Below are 25,526 nucleotides of genomic sequence, written 5' to 3'. Positions count from 1 at the left end.
GCGTAAGCTTTGCGCCGTTTCCACGACTAGTGGGTATTCCCACTTCGCCAGCCCGCCGCCATGCATTACCACCGCGACCCTTACGGACGCATCGCGTCCACCGAGATCACCCCGCAGGCCTTCTACGAGAGCCGGCGCGACTGGCTGAAGCTGATGGCCGGCGGCGCCTTGGCCGCCACCTGGGCCGGCCGCGAGGCGCATGCCGCCCTGCCCGCCGTCAAGAGCGCGGTGCCGGGCGCGTTGACGATGGAAAAGCCCACCGCGCGCCAGGACGCCACCAGTTACAACAATTTCTACGAGTTCGGCACCGACAAGTCCGACCCGGCCCAGCGCGCCCACACGCTAAAGACCCGGCCCTGGAGCGTGGCCATCGAGGGCGAGGTGGCCAAACCCGGCGTCTACGACCTCGATGCGCTGCTCAAGCTCGGCCCGATGGAGGACCGCATCTACCGCCTGCGCTGCGTCGAGGGCTGGTCGATGGTGATCCCCTGGGTCGGCTATTCGCTGGCCGACTTGATCAGGAAGGTGGAACCCACCGGCAAGGCCAAGTTCGTCGAGTTCGTCACGCTGGCCGACAAGGCCCAGATGCCGGGCCTGCGCTCCAGCGTGCTGAACTGGCCCTATGTCGAGGGCCTGCGCATCGACGAGGCCATGCACCCGCTGACCCTGCTCACCTTCGGCATGTACGGTGACGTGCTGCCCAATCAGAACGGCGCGCCGGTGCGCCTGGTCGTGCCCTGGAAATACGGCTTCAAGTCGGCCAAGTCCATCGTCAAGATCCGTTTCGTCGAGAAGCAGCCGGTCTCCAGCTGGACCAAGGCGGCGCAGCAGGAATACGGTTTCTATTCCAACGTGAACCCCAAGGTGGACCACCCGCGCTGGAGCCAGGCCACCGAGCGCCGCATCGGCGAGGACGGGCTGTTCGCCAAGAAGCGCCCCACCCTGATGTTCAACGGCTACGAGGCCCAGGTCGGGCAGCTGTATGCCGGCATGGACCTGAAGGCGAATTACTGACCCACCCCCTACGCGCTTCGCGTGCCCCGGGGCGGCTTCGGCAGCCCGGCAAAGCCGGATCTGCGAAGCCCGCTCGATCATCCATGCCCGCATGAAGACCGTCTCATCACCCTGGCTTCATCCCTTGGCGAAGCCCTTGCTGTTCCTCTTGTGCCTGCTGCCCTTCGCGCAGTTGCTGTGGGGCGCGTTCGCCAACACGCTGGGCGCCAACCCGGCCGAGGCCCTGATCCGCGGCCTGGGCGACTGGGCGCTGCGTTTCCTGTGCCTCACGCTGGCGGTGACGCCGCTGCGGGTGACGCTGAAGCTGCCGGCACTGGCGCGTTTCCGCCGCATGCTGGGTCTGTTCGCCTTCTTCTACGCCAGCCTGCACCTGCTGGCCTATGGCTGGCTGGACCAGGGACTGGACCTGGCCGAGATCGCGAAGGACATCGCCAAGCGGCCCTTCATCCTGATGGGCTTCACGGCCTGGCTGCTGCTGCTGCCGCTGGCCGCCACCAGCTTCAACCGCGCGATCAAGGCCCTCGGCGCGAAGCGCTGGCAGGCCCTGCACAAGCTGGTCTACGGCCTGGTGCTGATCGCGCTGGCCCATTTCATCTGGATGCGCGCCGGCAAGAACAATTTCGCCGAGCCGGCGCTCTATGGCGCCATCCTGACCCTGCTGCTGGGCTGGCGGGTCTGGCAGGCGCTGGCCAAACGCCGCGTCCAATCCCGAGCGCCGAGACCGGGCACCGCGGGCCTGGGATAATCGCGGGTTCGTCCCCCGATTTCATCCCGAGCCCCCATGCCCGACCGCCCCCCACTGCCCGACCGCGTCGACGTCGCCATTCTTGGCGGCGGCCCGGCCGGCTGCAGCGCCGCCTCCTGGCTGGCGCAGCTGGGCCTGTCGGTCGCCCTGATCGAGCGGGCGCCCCAGCTGTGCGCAGCTTTGCAGGGACTCACGTTCCGGCAGGACTGGGTGCTGGGCGCGCCGGGCCAGAGCCTGGCCGAACTGGGCGCGCGCTACGCGGCCCAGACCGAGGCGCTGGCCGGCCTGCAGTTGCTGAAGGGCCGCAGCGCCGCCCATCTGGACTGGGCGGCCGGCGAAGGCTGGCGGCTGCGCCTGGACGACGGCCGCGACCTGGCCGCCCGCGCCCTGCTGCTGGCCACCGGCCTGCGCCCGCTGCGGCCCACGCCCTTCTTCCCGAATGAGGCCGGGCATGAACGCGTGCTCGACGCCTTGGGCCTGACGGCGCGCCGCGAGCGGTTGCCGCCGGACCAGCGCATCCTGCTGCTGGGCGGCGGCGACAACGCGGCGGAGAACGCCCTGTTCCTGCAGGCGCGCGGCCATCGCGTCACCCTGTGGTCGCGCAGCGACTGGCGTGCCCAGCAGGGCCTGGTGGAACGCCTCGAGGCGCTCGGCGACGCCATCGAGCAGCGCCCGCGCGACCCGCTGCCGACGGCGCTGCAAGCCGATGCCGACGGCGTCACGGTGCAATCCAGAACCCATGGCGAGGAGCGTTTCGACCGCGTGGCCGTGCTGCTGGGCTACGAGGCCGAGCCCTCGGCCTGGCTGCTGGTGGCCGACGCGCTGCAGCGCACCGGCATCACCGCGCCCGGCCACCCCTTCCGCGACGAGCCGCGCTTCGCGCCGCTGGGCCTGTTCGTCGCCGGCGATGCCGGCGGCCGCCAGCATCCCAGCGTGCAGACCGCGCTGGGCGACGGCGTCGCGGCGGCCAAGCAGATCGAATCCTTCCTGCGCCCGCTGCGCGAGGGCCAGCCGCCGCCGGCGCTGCGCCGCAACAAGCGCCAGATCATCCATATCACGGGCCTGCGCTTCGGCGCCAACCTGGGCGTGCTGGACTTCGAGCGCGAGGGCCCGCAGCCGATCCAGGTGGACGCCGAGGTCAACCTGGGCGCGCAGACCATCGTCGCGCGCGACGCCGACATCGGCCATGTGCTGGACTACCGCAGGGTGCGCAGCATCATCATCGACGAATGCACCGCCGAGCACACCGACCTGCTGGAGGCCCTGCTGGGCAAGCTCTGCACCCGGCTGATGAAGCTGCACGGCGTGGTGGGCGTGCGCATCAAGGTGACCAAGCTGGAAATCTTCCCCGACTGCCAAGTCGCCATCTCCGCCGAATGCGGGCAGTGGTAGCGACCACGCGCTAACGCGCGCCCCCTCAAGGGGGCGAGTCCGGCGGCCCGGCAAAGCCGGATCCGCGGACTCCGCTCAACAAGGAACCGACCATCATGATTGAAACGACCATCGACGAAGCCAAGACCGCCGAGAAGAAGCACGCGCACGAGATGAACAAGCTCAGCAAGCGCCTGCACCGCCTGGTGGGCCAGGCGGTCACCGACTTCAACATGATCGAGGACGGCGACAAGGTGATGGTCTGCGTCTCCGGCGGCAAGGACAGCTACTCGCTGCTGGACATCCTGATCAATCTGCGCGAGCGCGCGCCGATCAGGTTCGACATCGTCGCGGTCAACCTCGACCAGAAGCAGCCCGGCTTCCCCGAGGACGTGCTGCCCGCCTACCTGAAGTCGCGCGGCGTCGACTATCACATCGAGGAGCAGGACACCTACTCGATCGTCAAGCGCCTGGTGCCCGAGGGCAAGACCACCTGCAGCCTGTGCTCGCGCCTGCGCCGCGGCATTCTCTACCGCGTGGCCGGCGAATTGGGCGCCACCAAGATCGCGCTGGGCCACCACCGCGACGACATCGTCACGACGCTGATGCTGAACATGTTCTTCGGCAGCCGCATGAAGGGCATGCCGCCCAAGCTGGTCAGCGATGACGGCAAGAACGTCGTGATCCGCCCGCTGGCCTATGTGCGCGAATCCGATCTGGAGCGCTGGGCCGAGCATCGCGAGTTCCCGATCATTCCCTGCAACCTCTGCGGCAGCCAGCCCAACCTGCAGCGCGCCACCGTCAAGGCCATGCTGCAGGACTGGGACAAAAAGTTCCCGGGCCGGGTCGACAATATGTTCACAGCGATGGGCAATATCGTCACCTCGCACATGCTGGACCGCCAGCTCTACCCCTTCCAGAGCATCCGGGCCACCGGTCAGCCCACACCGGACGGCGACATCGCCTTCGACGAGGCCGAGGACTGCGGCAGCACCCCGGCACCCTCGGTGATCAAACTTCACAGAGACGAAGAGTGAGCTTTACAAAGGGCTAACAACGCGGGTTCACAATAAGATCTGCCAAGGAGGCAGACATCATGATGAACCGACGCCATCTCGTTCTGAGCGCGGTCGCCCTGGCAGCCCTGAGCGCCTGCAGCGGCCCCTACACCATCCGTTCGGAGGTCAGCACCTTCGGCAAATGGCCCGCCGGTCGCCAACCCGGCAGCTATGCCTTCGAGCGCCTGCCCTCGCAGCAGCAGGAAAACTCGCGCCATACCGAACTGGAAGATGCCGCCCGCGAGGCGCTGGAGAAGGCCGGTTTCAAGCCCGCGGCGGACGCCAAGAGCGCCGATGTGCTGGTCTCGCTGGGCCTGCGCGTCAGCGCGCAGGATCGCGCGCCCTGGGACGACCCGCTGTGGTGGCGCTGGCACGGCAATATCAACTACTGGCGCTACGGCCCCTACTGGCGTCCCCTGCCCGGCTATGGCTACGGCTATGGCCTGGACCGCCGCTATGACCGCGACGTGGCCCTGCTGCTGCGCGACCGCGGCAGCAGCGAACCGCTCTACGAAGCGCGCGCCAGCAACGACGGCCTGACCCAGGGCGACCCGCAGATCATCAGCGCCATGTTCGAAGCGGCGCTGAGCGACTTTCCGAAGAGCCGCTCGGAGCCCCATTCGGTGGCGGTGCAGCGGGTGCGCTGAGGGCCCATCGGGGACGCGTCCCCGGACGCACCGATAATCGCGGCTTCGCTATCACGAAGTCACGATTCTCTATGGCGCTGAACATCGTCATCATGGCCGCGGGCAAGGGCACGCGCATGAAGTCCGCCCTGCCCAAGGTGCTGCACAAGCTGGCCGGCCGCTCGCTGCTGCGGCATGTGCTGGACACCACGGCCGCCCTGGGTGCGCAGCAGCGCCTGGTGATCACCGGCCATGGCGCCGAGCAGGTGGAGGCCGCGGTGGCCGGCCCCGCCGGATCCGGTATCGCCTTCGTGCGCCAGATGCCGCAGCTGGGCACGGGCCACGCCATCCAGCAGGTCGTGCCGCATCTGCCCGACAGCGGCAGCACCCTGATCCTCAGCGGCGACACGCCACTGATCAGCAGCGCCACCACCCGTCAGCTGGTCGAGGCCTGCGGCGGCCAGGATGGCCAGGAACGACTGGTGCTGCTGACCATCGAGTACAGCGACCCGAGCGGCTATGGCCGCATCGTCCGCGATGGCGAGGCCGTCCAGGCCATCGTCGAGCACAAGGACGCCAGCCCCGAGCAGCGCCGGATCCGCGAGTGCTACACCGGCATCATGGCCGCGCCGACCGCGGCGCTGAAGCGCTGGGTCGGCCGGCTCTCCAACGACAACGCCCAGGGCGAGTACTACCTGACCGACATCGTCGCTTTTGCCCTGGCCGAGGGTATGCCGATCGTCGCGGTGAAGACCGACCAGGAAACCGAGGTGCTGGGCGTCAACAGCCCGCTGCAGCTGGCCGATCTGGAGCGCCGCTTCCAGCGCCGCCAGGCGGAAGTCCTGATGGAGGCCGGCGTGCGCCTGGCCGACCCGGCGCGCTTCGACCTGCGCGGCGAGCTGGTCTGCGGCCAGGACGTCGAGATCGACGTCGGCTGCGTCTTCGAGGGCAAGGTCGAGCTGGGCGACGGCGTGAAGATCGGTGCCTACAGCGTGATACGCAATGCCCGCGTCCTGGCCGGCGCGCGCATCCACGAGTTCACCCATATCGACGGCGAGGCGCTGGGCGCCACGGTCGGCGAGGGTGCGCTGATCGGCCCCTTCGCGCGGCTGCGCCCCGGCGCCGAGCTGGGCGCCGAGGTCCACATCGGCAACTTCGTCGAGGTCAAGAACTCCACGCTGGCCAAGGGCGCCAAGGCCAACCATCTGGCCTATCTGGGCGATGCCACGGTGGGCGAGCGCGTCAACTACGGCGCCGGCTCCATCACCGCCAACTACGACGGCGCCAACAAGCACCGCACCGTGATCGGCGCCGACGTGCATGTGGGCTCCAACTGCGTGCTGGTGGCCCCGGTCGAGATCGGCGCCGGCGCCACGGTCGGCGGCGGCTCCACCATCACCAAGGCGGTGGCGCCCGGCGAACTGGCGGTGGCGCGCGGCAAGCAGGTGGCGGTCAAGGGTTGGGTGCGCCCCACGAAGAAGCGCTGAGGCGCCTCACGCTTCGTGACAAAGCGCACACAAACAGGCCGGGCGCATCGACAATAGCCCTAAATGTCCCCGAACAGGGGACATGCTCGGCGCATCACCCTGCCTAGCATGGCGCTAAGCAAGCTCCGCAGCCGCCTTCCATGTCGATCAAAGCCTTGATGAAATCCGAGTCGCCGATGAGCGAGACCGATACCGCCTGGCAAGCCCTGGCCCAGATCGGCGACGACAGCGCCGAGGCCGATGAGCGAGCCGCCCGCAGCGCCGCGCTGGAACAGCTGGCGCTGGAGCATGCACGCTGCGACGACGCCGCCAGCGCCTGCTACTACCTGTGCCGCAGCCTGGGCGCGGCGCGCCAGCTGGAGGCCGGCGAGCCGGGTCTGGAACTGCTGTTCGAACTGCTGGGCGCGCTGGCCGATCTGCCGCTGCCGGCCAGCGAGCCGCCGCCCGAAGCGGTGGGCGAGGCCGACGGCCTGGGCGTGTTCGAGCTGTGCCAGCAATTGCGGGCCGCGCGCGCGCAGAGCCAGCAGGCCTGGCGCGAGCTGAGCGAAGCCGAGCAGGACGGGCAGCAACTCGGCGGCCGCACGGCGGACGCCCCACCGCTGATCCACTGAGCCCCCGGGCTTGCCCGCTGGTCGAGGTCCGGGCGGCGCCCCTATCATGCGGCCGGCCCGCGCGGGCCGGGTGGGCTAGGCGCAGGGTATCGAACGCTCGGGGAGGACGCATGGGCTTGGCGGAGATCGCGGCGCAGGGCGGCACCGCGCTGCAGGGCTGGGTCCACATGGTGCAGAGTTCGCCGACCCAGATGCTCGCCCATCTGGCCGCGGCGCTGGCCCTGCTCCTGATGATGTCCGGCGCCCTGATGCGCACCATGCTGCCGCTGCGCTGGCTCGCGGTGGGCGGCAATCTGGGCCTGGCCCTCTACGGCGCCCTGCACCCCGCCCCGATGACCCTCGCAATCGCACTGGCGCTGCTGCCGGTCAATCTCTACCGCGCGGTGGAGGTGACGCGGCTCACGCGGCGCGTCGGCCGGGCCGCCGCCCAGGCCGATCTGGCCGGGCTGTGGCTGCGCCCCCATATGAAGGCGCGGCGCCTGAAGACCGGCCAGACCCTGTTCCGCAAGGGCGACCGCGCCGACTGGCTCTATCTGCTGCTGGACGGGCGCATGGAGCTGGTCGACATCGGCCAGCCGCTGGAGCACGGCCGCATCTTCGGCGAGATCGCGCTGTTCTCGCCGGACCATACGCGCACCCATACGGCACGCTGCCTCAGCGCCTGCACGGTGCTGCAAATCCATGCCAGCACCGTCAAGCAGCTGTACTACCAGCACCCCGCCTTCGGCATGCACCTGATCGAGCTGCTGGCCGAGCGGCTGGGCAGCGATGTGGCGCGCGCCGAGGGGCGCCGGGCCGAGGCCTAGGACTTCAGCAGCGCGCTCTCCATCGCGTCCACGGCCTCGTTCAGCTTGGTCTTGGCCAGCCCCCTGCACTGCTGGGCCGTCGCATCCGGCAGGGAGGCAAAGGCCGTCGCGGTCTTGGCCGGACGAAACACCAGGTTCTTGCCGCTGCGCGGCAGCATCATCGCGCGCGCCGTCACCACGCAGACCTTGCCGTCGGTGAAGCCGCCCTCGACCTGGCTGGCGAAACCCCATTTCTTGGCCGGGTACAGGCGCGCCAGCTTGACCGACTTGTGGGCCTTCCACATCGCGTTGGCCGTGCCCGCGTCCATCAGCGTCTCGGTCGAATGGTCGATGGTGATGTAGGGCGCGGGTGCGGCCTGGGCCAATGGGGCGACTATCAGCAACAGCATGGCCGCGACCGTGGTTGTCAGCTTCATGGTGATCCTTGATGGTGGGTGAGCGAAAGGCCCCGGGTCTCGCGGCGGCAGCGGGTCATCCCCGGACAGCCCTGCGCAATGGCCCACGGCATGGTGCCAGAGCGGGCCCGCGGCGCGGCTAGGGCTTCCCTCTAGCCGCGGCCGGCGCCGTCAAAAGCCGCGCACCGGCAGGCCGGCGTCGCGCTGCAGCCAGTTGCGTGGCGAATAGCGGCTGGCCGCGTCGGTCACATGCAGGGTGTAGGCATGGCGGGAGCGCGGCGAACGGTTGGCCGCGCTGTAATGCGGCAGCAGGCCATGGAACAGCACCAGGGCCCCGGCCTCCACCTCCAGCGGCAGCGCCCGTCCGGTCGTGCCGGGCCAGGGCGTCGCGTCCAGGGTCTCCATCCAGGCCCGGCGGCCCTCGCGCACAAAGCGCTCCCGCAGCACGCCGCGCGCACCGCGGTGTCCGCCCGGCTCGGTCCAGAGGCAGCCGTTGTCGCGCGTCGCATCCTCCAGCGCGAACCAGAAGGTGGTCACGGTGATGGGCTCGCTCTCGAAGAAGCTGGCATCCTGGTGCCAGCGCACCTCGCCGCCGATGCCCGGCTGCTTGAAGATGTACATGGACTGCCAGACCTGCGGCCGCGTCAGGCCGACGTCGCGCGCCACCGCGGCCAGTTCGGGCCCGGTGGAGAAGCCGCGGAACGCCGGGTCCAGCTCGTGCATCGCATGGCCGATCTTGTTGATCGACAGGGCCTTGGCCTGGCGCAGCGCGCCGTGTTCGTCAAAGGCCTCCTCCTCGAAGAAGCAGCGCACCTGGTCGCCGGAGTCGAGGAAGTAGTCATCGACCAGGCGGTCCTGCTCCTGGGTGGAGAAGATCGCGCGCTGCGCGCCGGGGTCGAAGGCCTCGACGATGGCCTCGGCGCGCGCGCGCAGCGCGGCGATCTGCTCGGCGTTCTTGAACTTCGGCAGGATCAGGAAGCCCTGCTCGGCGAACTGGTTCTTCTGGGCGTCGGTCAGCATGGTGCGACGAGTCTAGGGCATGTGCGCATTGCCGGCCCGGGCGGTGGCAGGCGAAGCTGCGCCTTCCATCCACAAGCGAGGAGGCCGCTCATGAAGCTGCTCAAGGTCCTGCTGGCATTGATCGTCGCCCTGGCCGCCCTGCTCTATCTCGGCGGCCTGCTGCTCTCGCCGAAGTTCAGCGTGACGCGCAGCGTGCAGATCCAGGCCGCCCCCGACAAGGTCTACGCCCTGGTGGCCAATCCGCGGCACTGGAAGCAATGGTCGGTGTGGAACCGGCGCGACCCGGCCATGCAGATCGAGTACAGCGGCCCCGAATCCGGCACCGGCGCCGCCTGGGCCTGGAAGAGCAAGAGCGAGGGCGACGGCAAGATGACCTTCACCGCCGCCGAGCCCGGCAAGCGCCTCGGGTACGAACTCTACTTCCCCGACTTCGGCACCACCTCGCAGGGCGAGCTGAGCCTGGCGCCCGCCGGCACCGACGGCACCGAGGTCCGCTGGGTGATGAATGGCGACATGGGCAGCAACCCGCTGTTCCGCTGGTTCGCGCTGTTCGGCGACAAGATGGTGGGGCCGGACTTCGAGGCCGGGCTGGCCAATCTGAAGGCGCTGGCCGAAAAGACCTGAGGGGCCTGCCTCTTTCTGCGGCAGTGCAAGCTTTTCCCTGCCGCATCAAGCAGTTGGCGCGGCCATCGCCAGCTTGCCCCCGCGCTTATCCACAGGCGCTGGGGACAGCGGCCTGCCTCACTCGGACTTCCACTGGTTGCCGTTGGCCTTGTAGCGGGCCACCGCCTTCTTCAGGTCGGTGTATTCCTCGCAGGGGAAGAAGCAGGCCTTGTCCAAGAGGGCCAGCTTCTGCTCGGCCGCGGCCAGCTCGCCCCTGATCAGGTGCAACTCGCCCATGTATTCCAGCGCGCCGCGGTGGCGCGGCTCCAGGCGCAGCGCTTCCTGATAATGGCGCTCGGCGCCTTCCAGATCGGGCGCGGCCTGCTGGCGCAGCACATAGCCCATCAGATTGTTCCAGTCGGCGCTGCCGCGTTCGTCCAGCCGGCGCAGTTCTACCAGGGCCTCCGGCCATTGGCGGGCGGCGATCTGACCGCGCACGTCGGACAGCGAGTCCTTGGCGGCCGTTCGGCCGCCGCCATCGGCCCGGGCCGACGCCAGCGGCGCCAGGGCGAGCGACAGCAGGATCAGCAACAGCAGGGCGGGTCTGGCAGGCATGGCGCACTCCCGAAGCCGGGGCAGTCCCCACAATAGCGCGCCGCTAGGCGCGGTTCAAGCGCCGCCGCACATGGGCTGCCACCGCCGCCAGGGTCGCGTTCAGACATTCGCGCAGCGGCTCGAAACCGGCGTTGCGCTCGCGCGTGGCCTCGTCCATGTAGATCGGGCGACGGATCTCGATCTGCAGGCTGTGGCGCCGCTCGGCCGGCCGGCCGATGCGGCCGATCAGGGCCACGCCCTTGTAGGGATCGTTGCGCGCGACGCTGTAGCCATGGGCGCGCAGCCGGGCCTCGATCAGGTCCAGCAGTTCGGGCTCGCAGGTCGTGCCGTCGCGGTCGCCCAGCACGAAATCGGCCAGCGCGTCCGCACGCTGCAGCCCCAGGCGCTCGAAGGCGTTGTTGGGCATCGAGTGCAGGTTCAGATGCCAGACCGCACCGAAACGACGATGCGCCGACTCCACCGCCTCGCCCAGCGCCGCGTGATAAGGCTGCCAGCAGTTCTCGATGCGGCCCCGCACCTCGGCCACCGCGAGCTTGCGGTCGTAGATCGGCAGATCCTTGCCGACCTGGCGCCAGATCAGGCCATAGCCCAGCCGCGTCTTCTCGCCCGGCGCCAGCGGCTCGGGCCAGGGCGCGTCCAGCAGTTCGGGGTCCAGGTCGGCGAGTTCGCGGTTCGGGTCGATATAGCTGCGCGGGAAGCGCGCCGCGATCAGGGTCGCGCCATGCGCCGGAGCGTCCCGCCACAGCGCATCCACATGGGTGTCCTCGCCGCCGCGCAGCCGCGTCATCGGCAGGCTGCTGGCGAAATCGTCCGGGTACTCGACGCCGCTGTGGGGCGAATCGCAGACCAGGGGCAGGTCTTGCCCCGTGGGCAAGAGGACGGTCAGGGCGTTTTCGGGTGTGAACTTCATCTTGATCATGGGCAGGCGCATGGTCTGCGGTCCAGCGAAGCCCGAGGATCCGGCTCCGCCGGTCCTTCGGGCTTGCCCCCTGGAGGGGGCGCGCGCAGCGCGTAGGGGGTGGGTCGATCAGTCCAGCTTGATCTTGGCCTTGGTCGCGATGCGCTGGTATTTGTCCAGCGCCGCCTTGATCTGCACGGCGAACTGCTCGGGGCTGTTGGCCATCGCAATGCCGGAGATCGATGCGGCCTTCTCCTTGAATTCCGGAGTCTGCATCGCCTTGTGGGCCGCCTCGTGCAGCTTCTTCAGCACCGCGGGCGGCGTGCCGGCCGGCGCCACCAGGCCGAACCAGCCACCCTCGGCCATCTCGGTGAAGCCCAGTTCCTTGTAGGTCGGCACCTCGGGCAGCACCGCGGCACGCTGCGGCGCCAGCACGGCCAGCGCGCGCAGCTTGCCGGCCTTGATGTTCTGCAGCGTCGACGGCAGGTTGTCGGTCATCGCATTGACGACGCCGGCCAGCGCGTCGGTGGCGGCCTGGCCCGCGCCCTTGTAGGGAATGTGCAGCAATTCGATGCCGGCCAGGTCCATGAACTGCTCGATGTTCACATGGCCCAGCGAGCCGTTGCCCGGCGAGGCGAAGCTGTACTTGCCCGGCGCGGCCTTGGCCAGCGCGATGAACTCCTTCATCGTCTTGGCCGGCACGCTGGGGTGCACGACGAACACGCTGGGCACGGCCAGCACATTGGTGATCGGCGCGAAGTCCTTCACCGCGTCATAGGGCAGGCGCGCGTAGACGGCCGGATTGGCGCCATGCGTGCTCTGCGTGGCCATGCCGATGGTGTAGCCGTCCGCTGCGGCCTTGGCCACCGCGTCGGTGCCGAGCGTGCCGCCGCCGCCGCCGCGGTTCTCGACCACCACGGTCTTGCCCAGGAAGGGGGCCATCTTGTCGGCCAGCAGGCGCGCCACCATGTCCGTGGAGCCGCCGGGGGCGAAGGGCACGATCAGCTTGACCGGCTTCTCGGGGTAGTCGGCCAGGGCGCTCAGCGGCGCCAGGCTCAGGGTGGTGGCCAGGGCGGCCAGGGCAAGCAGGGGACGGCGGGCAAGGCATGCGGGCATGGACGTGGCGATCGGTGGGTTCGAGACCGGGCGATTCTGTGCCCTCACTCCGACGCATGGATCGACAAATCCGCACGCAGCCATGCGCCGTACTCATAGCAAAATCGGGCCACCATGCGCATCCGCTCCCCCTCGCTGCACGAACTGCATGCCTTTGCCGCCACCGCCCGCCTGGGCAGTTTCTCCAAGGCGGCCGAACTGCTGTGCGTGACCCAGGGCGCGATCAGCCGGGCGGTGGCGCGGCTGGAGGAACATCTGGGTCAGAGCCTGCTGGTGCGCCAGGCACGCGGCAACGAGCTGACACCGGCCGGACGCGACTACCTGGAGCTGATCGAGCCGGCCCTGCAGACCCTGGAAGCCGCCGCCGTGGCCCAGCGCGCGCCCGAGGCGACGACGCGGCTGCGCATCTCGGTGGCGCCGACCCTGGCCACCAAATGGCTGATCCCGCGCCTGCCGGACTGGCAGGCCCTGCATCCGCATATCGCGCTGAGCCTGGCGCCCTACCGGCGCGACGAGGATTTCGGCGATGCCGCGGTCGACGCCTGGCTGCGCCCCGGCGAGGGCCGGTGGCCGGCCGGCATCACGGCCGACTACATCGTCGGGCGCGAGATCGTGCCGATCTGCCACCCGCAGGAACTGCGCGGCCGCCAGGCCCTGCGCGAGCCGGCCGACCTGCTGAGCCGCCCCCTGCTCTATCACAGCAACTACCCGGACAACTGGCGGCTGTGGCTGGCCGCCGTGGGCCTGCCCGACGCGCAGCTCAAGCCCAGCGCCGACTTCGAGCAGGTGGCGATGCTGGTGCAGGCCGTGCTGGCGGGGCTGGGCGTCGCGGTGGTGCAGCGCTGCCTGATCGACGACGAGCTCGCGGCCGGCCGCATCGCCATCCCCTTCGACCGGCCGGTGCAGCTGGCGCGCGGCTACATGCTGTGCAGCCGCAAAAGCAGCCAGTCGCAGCGGGCGCTCACCCAGTTGCGCCAGTGGCTGCTCGCTCAGGGCTGATCCAGGCCGAACAGCGCCGCGCCGTTGTCCCAGGCGATCTTGCGCGCCGCGGCCGGCGGCAGCTCGCCCAGCCAGGCGCGCGCCTCGCCCATCAGCCCCTCGTAATACTGCCAGCGCTGGTTGACCCAGGTGTCCGAGCCGACCAGGAAGCGCTCCGGCTGTTCGGCGAGCAGCGCGCGCCAGGCCGGGCTGAGCTTGCCGTTCTCGGTCAGTCCCGGCCGGTAGGACAGCTCGCCCATCAGCCGGGGGTAGCGCTGCAGCAGCTCGCGCACCCGCTCGACCGGCACGCCGCCGATGCCCGTATGCGCCCAGATCAGCCGGGCGCTAGGCGCATGGGCCATCAGCTTGTCGACCGCTACGTCGTCGACATGGGCCAGCACGGCGAGCCCGCGTTCGGCCGCAAGTTGCATCAGCTTCCTCGCCACCGGGCCGTCGGCATTGGCGCTGTCGTAGAGATGGAACTCGCCCAGGCCGCGGTAGGGGCCGGCCGGCGTGCCGCGCCCGAGCTCGTCCAGCACCATCTGGTAGATGCTTTCGTCGGCGAACCAGCCGCTGTAGTCGGCCCGGTTGCGGTACAGGCGCACGAAGGGCACGACCTGCACGCCGGCCGCCCGCGTAGCCTCGCGCGCCGCGGCCAGGCTCTGCGTGCCGGCGTTGGGCCGGCTGTTGGCCACGATGGCGCGCACGCCGCTGCGCTGCATCCGGCCCAGCACATCGGGCAGCGGGTGCGGCCCTTGCGCCTCTTCGTTGTAGTGCAGATGGGCGTCGAGCAGCGGGCCCTCGTAGGGCGCGGCGGCGACCGGGCCCGGCGGACCGGCCAGGCCCAGCAGGACGAAGGCATGGACAAGGACAAATCCGAGCCTTGTTGACATTGATCCACCTCCGCGTTGCCGACCGGGCATGCGCTCCCGCGGAGCGGCCGCCGCATGGTAGCGGGTTCAGGAGCCCTGGCGCAGCCCGCGCTCGTGGCCGGCGATCAGCCGGCTGACGCGCGAGACCGAGAGGCCCAGCTCGCCGGCCAAGGCCGTCATCGACAGCCCGCCTTCGGTGTGGGCCCGATACAGGGCCTGCTCGCGCGAGCTGCTGTCGCGCAGCCATTGCGCCCAGGGCCGCGCCTGGGCGCGCCGCGCCGGCCTGACCGCGCCGTTCGCCCGGGCGGGGGCAGCCCGACCCAGCATGCGCCGCACGAAGGCCTCGTCGCCCAGGAAGATCTGCTGGCGCAGCTGCGGCCAGATGTCGAGCTGGGGTTCGGCGGCCAGCAGCCTGGCATAGCGCTCGGCGGCGCGCTTGCGGTCGGCCGCGCCGCGCGCCTCACGGCCCAGCACATGGCTGAACAGACCCTGCACGTCCAGCCAGGCCGGCGCCTCGACCAGGCCCGTGTGGGCGGCCAGGCTGTGCCAGGGCCAGTCGGCACTGCGCCGCGCCAGCCCGAGGCGCTCGGCGCTCAGGTCCACGTAGCGGCAGGCGTCCAGCAGCAGCTTGTCGCGATCCACCAGCACCGCCTTGAAACGGCCCTGGAACAGCGGCCCGGCCGTGCCGTGGCGGCGGTTGTAGGTCTGCGTGTAGACGCCGTTGATGTGGCGCATCAGGCGCGACAGATTGGCCTGGCGGGTGTAGAGCAGCAGCTGGTAATGGTCGGTCGCGAAACTGTAGGCGAGCAGCTGGGCATCGAAGCGCTGCATGGCCTGGGCCAGCACCGCCAGCAGGGCTCCGCGGTCGGCGTCGTCGGCAAAGATCGGTGCACCACGCTCGCCATGGGAGGTGGCATGGTAGACGGCGCCGGCAAACTCGATGCGTGGGGGTCTGGCCATGTTGCAACTTAGTCCAGCACATCGCAAAAGGCAAGGCCTGACCCCGGACCGATCCCTAAGTGCGGTGCCCTGTTTGAGGTACAAACTCGGCGTCACGCCACTCGACCTCCGGACCCCCACCATGGCCTCCAGCCTGCTCGCCCTGCTCGATGACATCACCACGGTGCTGGATGACGTGGCCCTGCTCAGCAAGCTGGCCGCCAAGAAGACCAGCGGTGTGCTGGGCGACGATCTGGCGCTGAATGCCCAGCAGGTGACAGGTGTTGCCGCCGAGCGCGAACTGCCGGTGGTGTGGGCCGTGGCCAGGGGCTCCTTCGTCAACAAGGCCATCCTGGTGCCGGCCGCATTGGCGATCAGCGCCTGGGCCCCCTGGGCGGTGACGCCGCTGCTGATGCTGGGCGGCGCCTTCCTGTGCTTCGAGGGTTTCGAGAAGCTGGCCCACAGGTTCCTGCACAGCCCGGCCGAGGATGCGGCCGAGCACCAGGCCCTGAGCCGGGCGGCGGCCGATCCGGCGGTGGACCTGGTGGCGTTCGAGCGCAACAAGATCAAGGGGGCGGTGCGCACCGATTTCATCCTGTCGGCCGAGATCATCGCGATCACGTTGGGCACGGTGGCCGGCGCCGATTTCACGACCCGCCTGCTGGTGCTGGTGGGCATCGCGATCGCGATGACGGTGGGCGTCTACGGTCTGGTGGCCGCCATCGTCAAGCTGGACGACGCCGGTCTCTATCTGAGTCGGCGCGAGAGCAGCGGCGCGCGGCGCCTGGGGGCCACTATCCTGGCTGCCGCCCCCTGGCTGATGAAGGCATTGTCGGTGGCCGGTACCGCGGCGATGTTCCTGGTGGGCGGCGGCATCCTGACCCATGGCCTGCCCTGGGCACATGCCGCGATCCACCACATGGTGACGGCCCTGGGGGCCGGCGGGCTCGCGCAGACCCTGGTGGAACTGCTGGCCGACGCGCTGACCGGCATCCTGGCCGGCGCGCTGATCGTCGGTGCCCTGAGCCTGGCGCGGCGCTTCAGGACGCCTCAGCCCTCGTCGCGCTGATAGCGCGGCAGCCGCGCGCCGCAATCGCGGCAGAAGCGCGCCTCGGGCAGATGGCCCTCGCTGAGGCAGGCATGGCAGCTGCGCGTGGTGGTCGGGCGGGACAGGCGCTGCCAGCTCATTTCGGCCGTGACGATGCCGGTCGGCACGGCCAGCACGCCCCAGCCCAGCAGCATCATCGCCGAGGCGATGGCGCGGCCCGGATCGGTCTTGGGCGTGATGTCCCCGAAGCCCACCGTGGTCATCGTGGAGATGGCCCAGTAGATGCTGGTCGGGATGCTGGTGAAGCCGTTGCCGGGCCCCTCCACCACGTACATCACCGTGCCCATGATGACCACCACCATCAGCACCACGGACAGGAAGATCTGGATCTTGCGCGCGCTGGCGCGCAGCGCCTGCGCCAGCAGCGCGTACTCGGCCACATGGGCGCTCAGCTTCAGCACGCGGAACACGCGCAAGAGGCGCAGCACCCGCACGTCCACCAGGGCATAGAGTTCGGGCACGAACAGCGCCAGATAGGTGGGCAGCACCGCCAGCAGATCCACGATGCCGTAAAAGCTGCGCGCATAGCGCCAGGGGTGGCGCACGCAGGCCAGGCGCAGCACATATTCCAGCGTGAACAGCGCGGTCAGCAGGATCTCCAGGCCATCGAACAGCCGGCCGAAGCGCGCGTCGACGGCGGCCACGCTCTCCAGCATCACGACCGCGATGCTGAACAGCACCAGGGCGATCAGGGCCAGGTCGAAGTTGCGGCCGGCCCGGGTGTCGGCCTCGAAGATGATGGTGTAAAGGCGCAGGCGCCAGCCGGCCAGCGGCTTGCCCAGGCGTTCGGCCTCGGCGGCGGCGAGGGTGTTGCGGTCGAATTCATTTGTAGGCATAAGACAGGGGCGCCGTGCTGGCGTCCGGAAGGCTGCTGGCGCGAATGTAGCGGCTGGCCACACCGGCCGGGGCCGCATCACCGAGAATCACGCCATGAAGACGCACCAGATCGAAATCCAGAAATTCAAGGCCGCCGCCAACTCCAGCAACGGCCTGATGATGTTCAAGGTGGATGCCTTGGTCACGCCCAAGCCGCCGGTCGACGACATCGAGCCCAGCACCGTCATCAGCATGACCGAGGCCAACGCCCGCGTGCTGCTGGCCCTGCTGAAGACGCAGATCACCGAGTTCGACAACAAGAAACCCAAGAGCCGCCACGGCCGCCACGGCTGAGCCAGCGCGCCAGAGGACGACACCCATGGAATACCCCCGCTACAACCCCGCCTCCGACAACCTGCCGCTGTCCGACGATGAACTGAACGCGCTTGACGACGCCCTCGCCGCCCTGCCCAGCGATGCCGCGCTGAACATCGAGGCGCTGGACGGCTACCTGACCGCCCTGCTGCTGAGCCCGACGCCCCTGCCCGACTTGCCGGGCGCGGCCTGGCTGCCGACGGTCTGGGGCGGTGACGGCGCCGATGGCGTGGCGCCCTTCGCCAGCGGCAAGCAGCGCAAGAAGCTGAGCCTGCTGGTGCTGCGCCATCTGCACGGCATCGCCTGCCAGCTGCGCGACCGCCCCGAGGGCTGGGAACCGATCTTCAGCATGGCCGAGCAGGATGACGGCGAGGAGCTCGTCGACGCCGAGGACTGGTGCATCGGCTTCATGCTGGCGGTGGACCAGGACAGCGCGGCCTGGGCCCCGCTGTTCGAGGAGCCGGCGCTGGCCGAGGTGCTGCGCCCCCTGGTGCTGCTGGGCGGCGACGAGACGCAGCTGGGCGAGGCGGAGCGCGCCGCGCTGGCCGACGCCGCCGAACGCGACGGGCTGAGCCGCAGCGTGCCCGAAATCGTCCAGGCCCTCTACGAGCGCCAACGCCGAGCGTGATAGTCAGTTAGCATCCAGGCTGCTCCGCACGGCCGCTGCCCCTGCGGACGATCACCATGCTCGTCAAGATCTTCGCCAGCCTCGGTCTGCTGATCTGCCTTGCGCTGGCCCTGCACATGTGCCTGGGCCGGCGCCAGCAGTTGCGGCTGGAATCGGCCTGCTCGCGCGCCTGGCACTGGCTGATCACCCGCGGCCTGCGGCGCTTCAATGCCCGTGAACGCCGCCGCGCCGCCCATGCGGCCGCGCTGGACGCGATCGAGCGCGCCAAGCGTGGCGGCGGCAGCAACGCGCCCGAGGGGCAATGGGACGGCAACGTCTACCGGCCCAAGCAGTTCGAGAAACCGCGCAAGCCGCATTGACCGCTGCCCTCGGCCCTTCCGGCGGGAAGCGCCCGCCGGGCCCGGCCAGGGCCTGTTAACACTACGGCAAAGGGTCATTGCCCTAGCGTTAACAGGCCCTAGACCAGCGCGTCGATCGCCCGGAGCGCCTCAAGGGCGCCGGCGGCCAGGCCGACATCGCGATCGCTGGGCACGCCCGATTCGCGCGGATTGATGCGCAGCAGCCGGCCACGCAGGCGCTGCAGCACATGCTGGCCGAAGCTGCGCACCGAGGGCACGGCCGTGCCGGCGCCCAGCTCGATCACCAGCGGCCTTCGCGCCGCGGCCAATACCGGAGCCACGCGATTCGCCTGCGCGCGTTCGCGCGTATCGACCCAGGCACCGTCGCCGAACATCAAGACATTGGGGCGCGCCAGCGCACCGCAGTGCGGGCATCGCGGCAGCCCGCTCAAGAGCTCGCAGCGCTCGGCATCGATCTCGGGCGCAAATCCATCGGCCGACCACACCGCGTCGCGGCAGGGCTCGCTGCATTGCAGGTGCAGCAGCGAGCCATGGCATTCCCAGATGGTCTCGTCGGCGAAGCCGGCGGCCCGGAACTGGCCGTCGACATTGCTGGTGTAGACGACCGCACCATGGTCGGTGCGCGCGGCCCAGCGCCGCAGGATCGCGAAGCCCTGATGGGGCCGGGTCTTGCGGTACAGGGCGAGGCGGTGGCCGTAGAAGCCCCAGGCCTGGCGCGGCGCCCGCGCAAAGCGCTCCGGGTTGGCCGCGGCATGGAAGTCGATGCCGGCCCGGGCCAGCGCCGGATAGGCGCGCCAAAAGCCCTCGCGGCCGCGGAAGTCCGGCAGGCCGGAATCCACGCCCATGCCCGCGCCGGCCGCGATCACCAGCAGGTCGGCCTGATCGAGCAGCTCGGCGGCGTGCGCGAGCAGTTCGGGATCAGGCGGCACGGAAGCGTCTCAGCGCCGTCATGCGGCTCGCCCTTCGGCAGCCAGTTGTCCGAGACCCCGATCCAGCACCGGCCGCAGCGCCCGACCGGTATGGCTGCCCGAGGCGACCACATCCTCCGGTGTGCCGGCCACCACCACCGACCCGCCGGCGCCGCCGCCCTCCGGGCCCATGTCGATCACCCAGTCGGCCTCGGCGATCACATCCAGGTCATGCTCGATCACGACCACCGAATGCCCGCCCGCCACCAGGCGGTGCAGCACGCGGATCAGCTTCTCGACATCGGCCATGTGCAGGCCCACCGTGGGCTCGTCCAGCACATAAAGGGTATGCGGCGCCTTCTGGCCGCGGCGCGTGACGTCGTCGCGCACCTTGACGAGTTCGGACACCAGCTTGATGCGCTGCGCCTCGCCGCCCGACAAGGTGGGGCTGGGCTGGCCCAGGGTCAGGTAGCCCAGGCCCACATCCTTCAAGAGCTGCAGCGGGTGCGCGATGTTCGGCATCGAGGCGAAGAATTCCACCGCCTCGTCCACCTCCATCGCCAGCACGTCGCCGATGCTTTTTCCCCGCCAGCTGACGCCCAGGGTCTCGGGGTTGAAGCGCTGGCCATGGCATTGGTCGCACAGCACCTTCACGTCCGGCAGGAAGCTCATCTCGATGGTCTTCATGCCCTGGCCTTCGCAGCCCGGGCAGCGGCCCTCGCCGGTGTTGAAGGAGAAGCGTCCCGGCGCATAGCCGCGCGCCTTCGACTCCAGGGTCTCGGCAAAGAGCTTGCGGATCGCGTCCCAGAAGCCGATATAGGTGGCCGGGCAGGAACGCGGGGTCTTGCCGATCGGCGTCTGATCCACCTCCAGCACGCGATCCACCTGCTTGTGGCCCTCGATGCCCGCGCTGCCCACCCATCGGCTCGGGTCGCGCCGCAGCGGCACGGCCTGGGCCATGTTCGCCAGCAGCACATCGCGCGCCAGGGTGCTCTTGCCCGAGCCGGAGACGCCGGTGATCGCCACCAGCCGGTGCAGCGGCACGTCCACCGTCACGTCGCGCAGATTGTGCAGATCGGCGGCCAGCACGGTCAGCTTGGGCGCGTCGGGCTCGATCGCCCGGCGCGGCTGCAGCGGGTGCAGCAGCGGCTTGGCCAGGAAGCGGCCGGTCAGCGAATCGGCATGCTTTGCCAGCTCGGCCGCCGTGCCCTGCGCGACCACCCGGCCGCCGCGCTTGCCGGCGCCCGGGCCGATGTCGATGATGTGGTCGGCGCGGCGTATCGTGTCCTCGTCATGCTCGACGACGACCAGCGTGTTGCCCTTGTCGCCCAGCGTGCCCAGGGCCTTCAGGAGGATCTGGTTGTCGCGCGGATGCAGGCCGATGGTCGGCTCGTCCAGCACATAGCAGACGCCCTGCAGATTGCTGCCCAGCTGGGCCGCCAGACGGATGCGCTGGGCCTCGCCGCCCGACAAGGTCGGCGCGGCGCGGTCCAGGGTCAGGTAGCCGAGGCCCACCTCCTGCAGGAACTCCAGCCGGCCGCGGATCTCGCTGACCACGTCGCGCGCGATATCGGCGTCACGACCGGTCAGTTGCAGGCCCTCGATCCAGGCCCGCGCCTCGCCGACGCTCCAGGCCGCGACCGTGCTGATGGCCTGGTCCTCGAAGCTGACCGAGCGCGCCGCCGGGTTCAGGCGCGCGCCCTGGCAGTCCGGGCAGGGCTGGTCGACCAGACCCTCGACTTCGGCCTCCTCCGACGGGAAGCTCTGCTCGCGGCCGCGCTTGTCCTTGTCCTGCTGCGAGTCGTCCAGGGCCTTGCGCTGCTCGCGGGTCAGGGCCAGACCCGTGCCCACGCAGCTGGTGCACCAGCCATGCTTGCTGTTGTAGCTGAACATGCGCGGGTCCAGCTCGGGATAGCTGGTGCCGCAGCTGGGGCAGGCGCGCTTGGTGGAGAACACCTTGACCTGGCCGATGGCCGCGGTGCTGCGGCCGGCCTTGATCGCGTCCGGCAGCCCGTCCAGGGGGCCGAGCAGATGCAGCACGCCCTTGCCATGGTCCAGGGCCTTGGCGAGCAGCTCGCGCAGCTCCATCTCCTTGTCCGGCGCGATGATGAGGTCGCCGACCGGCAGCTCCAGCGTGTGCTCCTTGAAGCGGTCCAGGCGCGGCCAGGGCGCGGTGGGTAAGAACTCGCCGTCGACGCGCAGATGGCTAAAGCCGCGCGCCTTGGCCCATTTGGCCAGGTCGGTGTAGAGGCCCTTGCGGTTCACCACCAGCGGCGAGAGCAGGCCCACATGCTGCCCCCGGTAGTCGCGCAGCAACTGGGCCGCGATCGACTCGACGCTCTGCGGCCGCACCGGCGTGCCGTCGTTCACGCAATGCTGCACGCCCAGCTTCACGTAGAGCAGGCGCAGGAAATGCCAGACCTCGGTGGTGGTGGCCACCGTGCTCTTGCGGCCGCCGCGCGACAGGCGCTGCTCGATCGCCACCGTCGGCGGGATGCCCCAGACCGCGTCCACCTCGGGCCGGCCGGCCGGCTGCACGATGGAGCGGGCATAGGCGTTCAGCGACTCCAGATAGCGGCGCTGGCCCTCGTTGAACAGGATGTCGAAGGCCAGGGTGCTCTTGCCCGAGCCCGAGACGCCGGTGATCACATTGAACTTGCCGCGCGGGATGCTGACGTCCAGCGACTTCAGGTTGTGCTCGCGCGCATTGACGATGCGGATCGATTCGTCCTGCGCGGCACGGCGCGCGCGCACGATGCTCTGCAGCGGCCGGCCTTCTTCGACGGCCAGGGCCGGGCGGTCCATGTGCAGCGCGTACTCGCGCAGGGCCAGGGCCGTGTGCGAGCGCGGATGGTCCTTCAGCTCCTCGGGCGTGCCCATCGCAACGATCTCGCCGCCGTCCTCGCCGCCCTCGGGGCCCAGATCGATCAGCCAGTCGGCCGCGCGTATCACGTCGAGGTTGTGCTCGATCAGGATCAGCGAATGCCCCGCCGACAGCAGCTTGCGCAGCGCGCGCATCAGCTTGGCGATGTCGTCGAAATGCAGGCCCGTGGTGGGCTCGTCGAACAGGAACAGCGTGCCCTTCCTGGCCACCGCCTGGCGCGTCTTGCTAAAAGCGCTGCTGGCCGCCTCGGCCAGGAAGCCGGCCAGCTTCAGGCGCTGCGCCTCGCCGCCCGACAAGGTCGGCACCGGCTGGCCGAGCTTGATGTATTCCAGGCCCACGTCGACGATGGGCTGCAGCTTGGCCACGACCTCGCGGTCGTCGCGGAAGGCTGCGACCGCCTCGCTGACGGTCAGCTCCAGCACATCGGCGACCGACAGCTCCCGGTCGTCGCGCGACAGCTTCACGTCCAGCATCTCGGCGCGGTAGCGGCGCCCGTCGCAGTCGGGGCAGCGCAGATAGACATCGGAGAGGAACTGCATCTCCACATGCTCGAAGCCCGAGCCGCCGCAGGTGGGGCAGCGGCCGTCGCCGGCATTGAAGCTGAACATGCCGGCCGTGTAGCTGCGCTCGCACGCCAGCGGCGCGTCGGCGAACAGCTTGCGGATCTCGTCGAAGGCGCCGACATAGGAGGCCGGATTGGAGCGCGCGGTCTTGCCGATCGGCGACTGGTCGACGAAGACGGCATCGGCCAGATGGTCGGCGCCCAAGAGGCGGTCATGCGCGCCCGGGCTTTCGGTGGCCTGGCCGAAATGGCGCGCCAATGCCGGGTAGAGCACGTCCTGCATCAGCGTGCTCTTGCCCGAGCCCGAGACGCCCGTCACCACCACCATGCGCTGCAGCGGGAACTCCACGCTGACGTTCTTCAGATTGTGCTCGCGCGCGCCTTCCAGGATCAGCTTTGGCGTGCCGGCATCGACCATGCGCTTGATGCCCATGCCCACATGCTTGCGCGCCCCCAGGTAGGCGCCGGTCAAGGTGTCGGCGCTGCGGATCTGTTCCGGCGTGCCGTCGAAGACGATGGCGCCGCCCTTCTCGCCGGGGCCCGGGCCCATGTCGATCAGGCGGTCGGCGGCCAGCATCACGGCCGGGTCATGCTCGACGACGACCAGCGTGTTGCCGGCGTCGCGCAGCCTGTGCATGGCCTGCACGATGCGATTCATGTCGCGCGGATGCAGGCCGATGCTGGGTTCGTCCAGCACGAACAGGGTATTGACCAGCGAGGTGCCCAGGGCCGTCGTCAGGTTGATGCGCTGCACCTCGCCGCCGCTGAGCGTGCGGCTCTGGCGGTCCAGGGTCAGGTAGCCGATGCCCACATCGCAGAGGTAGCGCACGCGGTTGCGGATCTCGTCCAGCAGCAGCTTCAGCGCCTCGTCCAGCATCGTGCTGGGCAGCTGCAGCTCGTCGACGAAGCGGCGCAGCCGGTGCAGCGGCAGCTGCATCATGTCGTGCAGGGACAGGCCCGGCAGCGCCTCCAGCCGCGCGCGTTCCCAGGCCACGCCCATCGGCATCACGCGCTCGGCCGGCGGCAGCACGGCATCGGCCAGGGCCTTCGAGCCGACGCGCCACAGCAGCGACTCGGTCTTCAGGCGCGCGCCGTTGCAGCTGCCGCAGGTGGTGTAGCTGCGGTACTTGGACAAGAGCACGCGGATGTGCATCTTGTAGGCCTTGCTCTCCAGATAGTCGAAGAAGCGCTTGATGCCGTACCACTGCTTGTTCCAGTTGCCGTTCCAGGCCGGCGACCCGTTGATGACCCAGTCGCGCTGGGCGGAGGTCAGCTGGTTCCAGGCGGTGTCGCGCGGGATGCCGGCCTCGCCGGCGTACTTCATCAGGTCATCCTGGCATTCCTTCCAGGCCGGGGTCTGCATCGGCTTGATCGCGCCGCCGCGCAGGGTCTTCTTCTCGTCGGGGATGACCAGGCCCAGGTCCACGCCGATCACCCGGCCGAAGCCGCGGCAGGTCTCGCAGGCGCCCATCGCCGAGTTGAAGGAGAACAGCGCGGGCTGGGGATCTGCGTAGCGCAGATCGCTGTCGGGGCAGTGCAGGCCGGTGGAGTAGCGCCACAGCTCCGGCTCGGGGCCTAGGCCGTTCGCTGGGCCGCTCCCTAGAACGGCCGCGTCCCCTTGGGGGACCGCCTGCGTACTCGCAGGCGAGGGGCTGGATTCCGCCGGCAGCGCGTAGACATTGAGGCGTCCGCCGCCGCGCCTCAAGGCCAGCTCGATCGCCTCCATCGCGCGCTGCTTGTCGGCGCCCTGGATGCGGAAGCGGTCGGCCACCACGTCCAGAACCTTGCGTGCCCCCATGCTTGCCGCTGAAGCGGCTGCGCTCCCCCCCGAGGGGGCGCTCGTGGCTTGGGACGGCCCGATGGGTGTCGCAAGCTCCCGCTCGGCCTGGATGCGCGTGAAGCCGCTGGCCGACAGCCATTGCTGCACCTGCTCGGCCGTGGTGTTTCCAGGCAACTCGACCGGGAAAGTGAGTATCAGCCTGGGATCAGTTGTTGCAGTTCTTTGCAGAAGTTCGGCGTAAATCGTCTGCGCGGTGTCGTGGCGCACGGCCTGGGCGGTCTGCTTGTCGAACAACTCGGCGGCGCGCGCGAACAGCAGCTTCAGGTGATCGTTCAGCTCGGTCATCGTGCCGACGGTCGAGCGGCTGGTGCGCACCGGGTTGGTCTGGTCGATCGCGATGGCCGGCGGCACCCCGTCCACCTTGTCCACCGCCGGGCGATCCATGCGGTCCAGGAACTGGCGCGCATAGGCCGAGAAGGTCTCCACATAGCGGCGCTGCCCCTCAGCATAGAGGGTGTCGAACACCAGGCTGGACTTGCCGGAGCCGCTCGGCCCGGTGACCACGGTCAGTTCGCCGGTGCGTAGATCCAGGTCCAGGTTTTTCAGGTTGTGTTGACGCGCGCCGCGGATGCGGATCTGACCTTCGGACATTGCGGAGCAGCCTCGGGAGTGATGGGTTCTGGATGGGGACCGGACATTCTAGGTAGCGCCCGGCCCAATCCTGTCAGCAGGGCGAAGCCGCCCTGATCCGCCGGCTGTCAAGGCCCATCGAAAGGGGAATGACGCGCCGTTGCGCTGCTGCGGCACACAGGCAACAATTGCTCCCATGGCCGGTTGACCCCGGGGAAGATTCAAGGGAAAACCCTTGGGGTGGCCGCGACATGGCGCATGCAATGCCGGGCCGCGATGCCAGCGCCCTGCATGCGCGCCCCCGGGACAGGACAACAAAGGC

General features: G+C 69.6%; 23 protein-coding genes and 2 pseudogenes. 15 read left to right on the top strand and 10 right to left on the bottom strand.

The features are described 5' to 3' along the window. Window positions 1-60 precede the first annotated feature (60 nt). The 9 genes and pseudogenes from msrP (at window position 61) to AC07OQ_RS03860 (ending at window position 7,718) form a co-directional block, all read left to right on the top strand. Window positions 61-1,014: a protein-methionine-sulfoxide reductase catalytic subunit MsrP gene (gene msrP / locus AC07OQ_RS03900; RefSeq protein WP_495051776.1), complete on the top strand. Its 954-nt coding sequence runs from the start codon at window positions 61-63 to the stop codon at window positions 1,012-1,014. 91 nt (window positions 1,015-1,105) lie between these two features. Further along, on the top strand, window positions 1,106-1,759 hold the full coding sequence (gene msrQ / locus AC07OQ_RS03895; protein ID WP_495051775.1) for a protein-methionine-sulfoxide reductase heme-binding subunit MsrQ: 654 nt from the start codon (window positions 1,106-1,108) through the stop codon (window positions 1,757-1,759). 36 nt (window positions 1,760-1,795) lie between these two features. Further along, a pseudogene (locus AC07OQ_RS03890) lies at window positions 1,796-2,545 on the top strand (FAD-dependent oxidoreductase); the annotation flags it as partial. A 237-nt stretch (window positions 2,546-2,782) separates the two neighbouring features. Beyond that, window positions 2,783-3,151: a dihydroneopterin aldolase gene (locus AC07OQ_RS03885; protein ID WP_495051931.1), complete on the top strand. Its 369-nt coding sequence runs from the start codon at window positions 2,783-2,785 to the stop codon at window positions 3,149-3,151. Between the two features lie 131 nt (window positions 3,152-3,282). Further along, window positions 3,283-4,167: pseudogene (ttcA, locus tag AC07OQ_RS03880) on the top strand (tRNA 2-thiocytidine(32) synthetase TtcA); the annotation flags it as partial. A gap of 59 nt (window positions 4,168-4,226) precedes the next feature. Further along, complete coding sequence (locus tag AC07OQ_RS03875; protein WP_495051774.1) at window positions 4,227-4,835, top strand: DUF4136 domain-containing protein; 609 nt, start codon at window positions 4,227-4,229, stop codon at window positions 4,833-4,835. Between the two features lie 71 nt (window positions 4,836-4,906). Next, window positions 4,907-6,301, top strand: a complete 1,395-nt coding sequence (glmU, locus tag AC07OQ_RS03870) for a bifunctional UDP-N-acetylglucosamine diphosphorylase/glucosamine-1-phosphate N-acetyltransferase GlmU (RefSeq protein WP_495051773.1) — start codon at window positions 4,907-4,909, stop codon at window positions 6,299-6,301. A gap of 158 nt (window positions 6,302-6,459) precedes the next feature. Further along, window positions 6,460-6,912, top strand: a complete 453-nt coding sequence (locus AC07OQ_RS03865; RefSeq protein WP_495051772.1) for a hypothetical protein — start codon at window positions 6,460-6,462, stop codon at window positions 6,910-6,912. A gap of 110 nt (window positions 6,913-7,022) precedes the next feature. After that, the gene (locus tag AC07OQ_RS03860; protein WP_495051771.1) at window positions 7,023-7,718 is read left to right on the top strand and encodes a Crp/Fnr family transcriptional regulator; all 696 of its coding nucleotides are present in this window, start codon (window positions 7,023-7,025) and stop codon (window positions 7,716-7,718) included. On the opposite strand, the gene AC07OQ_RS03855 is transcribed toward AC07OQ_RS03860, so the two are convergent. After that, the gene (locus tag AC07OQ_RS03855; RefSeq protein WP_495051770.1) at window positions 7,715-8,134 is read right to left on the bottom strand and encodes a hypothetical protein; all 420 of its coding nucleotides are present in this window, start codon (window positions 8,132-8,134) and stop codon (window positions 7,715-7,717) included. The genes AC07OQ_RS03860 and AC07OQ_RS03855 overlap by 4 nt on opposite strands. Window positions 8,135-8,284: 150 nt before the next feature. Continuing rightward, window positions 8,285-9,133: a phytanoyl-CoA dioxygenase family protein gene (locus AC07OQ_RS03850; protein ID WP_495051769.1), complete on the bottom strand. Its 849-nt coding sequence runs from the start codon at window positions 9,131-9,133 to the stop codon at window positions 8,285-8,287. Between the two features lie 90 nt (window positions 9,134-9,223). On the opposite strand from AC07OQ_RS03850, the gene AC07OQ_RS03845 reads away from it, so the two are divergent. Beyond that, a complete protein-coding gene (locus tag AC07OQ_RS03845; RefSeq protein ID WP_495051768.1) occupies window positions 9,224-9,757 on the top strand; it encodes an SRPBCC family protein in 534 nt (177 codons plus the stop codon). A 117-nt stretch (window positions 9,758-9,874) separates the two neighbouring features. Here AC07OQ_RS03845 and AC07OQ_RS03840 read toward each other — a convergent pair whose 3' ends face one another. The 3 genes from AC07OQ_RS03840 to AC07OQ_RS03830 form a co-directional block, all read right to left on the bottom strand. Further along, complete coding sequence (locus AC07OQ_RS03840; RefSeq protein WP_495051767.1) at window positions 9,875-10,351, bottom strand: tetratricopeptide repeat protein; 477 nt, start codon at window positions 10,349-10,351, stop codon at window positions 9,875-9,877. Between the two features lie 43 nt (window positions 10,352-10,394). Beyond that, window positions 10,395-11,261 carry an N-formylglutamate amidohydrolase gene (locus AC07OQ_RS03835; RefSeq protein ID WP_495051766.1) on the bottom strand — a complete coding sequence of 289 codons (867 nt, stop codon included), beginning with the start codon at window positions 11,259-11,261 and terminating at the stop codon, window positions 10,395-10,397. 117 nt (window positions 11,262-11,378) lie between these two features. Next, window positions 11,379-12,365, bottom strand: coding sequence for a tripartite tricarboxylate transporter substrate binding protein BugE (locus tag AC07OQ_RS03830; RefSeq protein ID WP_495051765.1), 987 nt, complete (start codon window positions 12,363-12,365; stop codon window positions 11,379-11,381). A 114-nt stretch (window positions 12,366-12,479) separates the two neighbouring features. On the opposite strand from AC07OQ_RS03830, the gene AC07OQ_RS03825 reads away from it, so the two are divergent. After that, on the top strand, window positions 12,480-13,364 hold the full coding sequence (locus tag AC07OQ_RS03825; RefSeq protein ID WP_495051764.1) for a LysR substrate-binding domain-containing protein: 885 nt from the start codon (window positions 12,480-12,482) through the stop codon (window positions 13,362-13,364). Here the strand turns inward: AC07OQ_RS03825 and AC07OQ_RS03820 are convergent. Both AC07OQ_RS03820 and AC07OQ_RS03815 read right to left on the bottom strand, forming a co-directional pair. Continuing rightward, window positions 13,355-14,236 carry an amidohydrolase family protein gene (locus AC07OQ_RS03820; protein WP_495051763.1) on the bottom strand — a complete coding sequence of 294 codons (882 nt, stop codon included), beginning with the start codon at window positions 14,234-14,236 and terminating at the stop codon, window positions 13,355-13,357. The two genes, AC07OQ_RS03825 and AC07OQ_RS03820, sit on opposite strands and share 10 nt — an antisense overlap. Window positions 14,237-14,302: 66 nt before the next feature. Beyond that, window positions 14,303-15,175, bottom strand: a complete 873-nt coding sequence (locus tag AC07OQ_RS03815) for a transposase (RefSeq protein WP_495051762.1) — start codon at window positions 15,173-15,175, stop codon at window positions 14,303-14,305. 121 nt (window positions 15,176-15,296) lie between these two features. Here AC07OQ_RS03815 and AC07OQ_RS03810 point away from each other — a divergent pair, with 121 nt between their 5' ends. Then, window positions 15,297-16,223 carry a DUF808 domain-containing protein gene (locus AC07OQ_RS03810; protein WP_495051761.1) on the top strand — a complete coding sequence of 309 codons (927 nt, stop codon included), beginning with the start codon at window positions 15,297-15,299 and terminating at the stop codon, window positions 16,221-16,223. Here AC07OQ_RS03810 and AC07OQ_RS03805 read toward each other — a convergent pair. Then, window positions 16,205-17,098 carry an ion transporter gene (locus AC07OQ_RS03805; protein ID WP_495051760.1) on the bottom strand — a complete coding sequence of 298 codons (894 nt, stop codon included), beginning with the start codon at window positions 17,096-17,098 and terminating at the stop codon, window positions 16,205-16,207. The genes AC07OQ_RS03810 and AC07OQ_RS03805 overlap by 19 nt on opposite strands. Window positions 17,099-17,192: 94 nt before the next feature. Here AC07OQ_RS03805 and AC07OQ_RS03800 point away from each other — a divergent pair, with 94 nt between their 5' ends. Genes AC07OQ_RS03800 through AC07OQ_RS03790 form a run of 3 tightly spaced genes read left to right on the top strand, consistent with a single transcriptional unit; the run spans window position 17,193 to window position 18,440 of the window. Next, window positions 17,193-17,432 (top strand): hypothetical protein, encoded by a 240-nt coding sequence (locus AC07OQ_RS03800; RefSeq protein ID WP_495051759.1) that lies wholly within the window; start codon window positions 17,193-17,195, stop codon window positions 17,430-17,432. 25 nt (window positions 17,433-17,457) lie between these two features. Then, window positions 17,458-18,081, top strand: coding sequence for a UPF0149 family protein (locus AC07OQ_RS03795; RefSeq protein ID WP_495051758.1), 624 nt, complete (start codon window positions 17,458-17,460; stop codon window positions 18,079-18,081). A gap of 56 nt (window positions 18,082-18,137) precedes the next feature. Continuing rightward, complete coding sequence (locus tag AC07OQ_RS03790) at window positions 18,138-18,440, top strand: hypothetical protein (RefSeq protein WP_495051757.1); 303 nt, start codon at window positions 18,138-18,140, stop codon at window positions 18,438-18,440. A 98-nt stretch (window positions 18,441-18,538) separates the two neighbouring features. Here AC07OQ_RS03790 and AC07OQ_RS03785 read toward each other — a convergent pair whose 3' ends face one another. Both AC07OQ_RS03785 and uvrA read right to left on the bottom strand, forming a co-directional pair. After that, complete coding sequence (locus AC07OQ_RS03785) at window positions 18,539-19,369, bottom strand: SIR2 family NAD-dependent protein deacylase (RefSeq protein WP_495051756.1); 831 nt, start codon at window positions 19,367-19,369, stop codon at window positions 18,539-18,541. A gap of 18 nt (window positions 19,370-19,387) precedes the next feature. Then, window positions 19,388-25,225, bottom strand: coding sequence for an excinuclease ABC subunit UvrA (gene uvrA / locus AC07OQ_RS03780; RefSeq protein ID WP_495051755.1), 5,838 nt, complete (start codon window positions 25,223-25,225; stop codon window positions 19,388-19,390). Window positions 25,226-25,526: the final 301 nt, after the last annotated feature.

It is taken from the genome of Roseateles sp. GW821-FHT09B06, from assembly GCF_059418245.1.
This window is presented reverse-complemented; position numbering and strand designations above follow the sequence as displayed.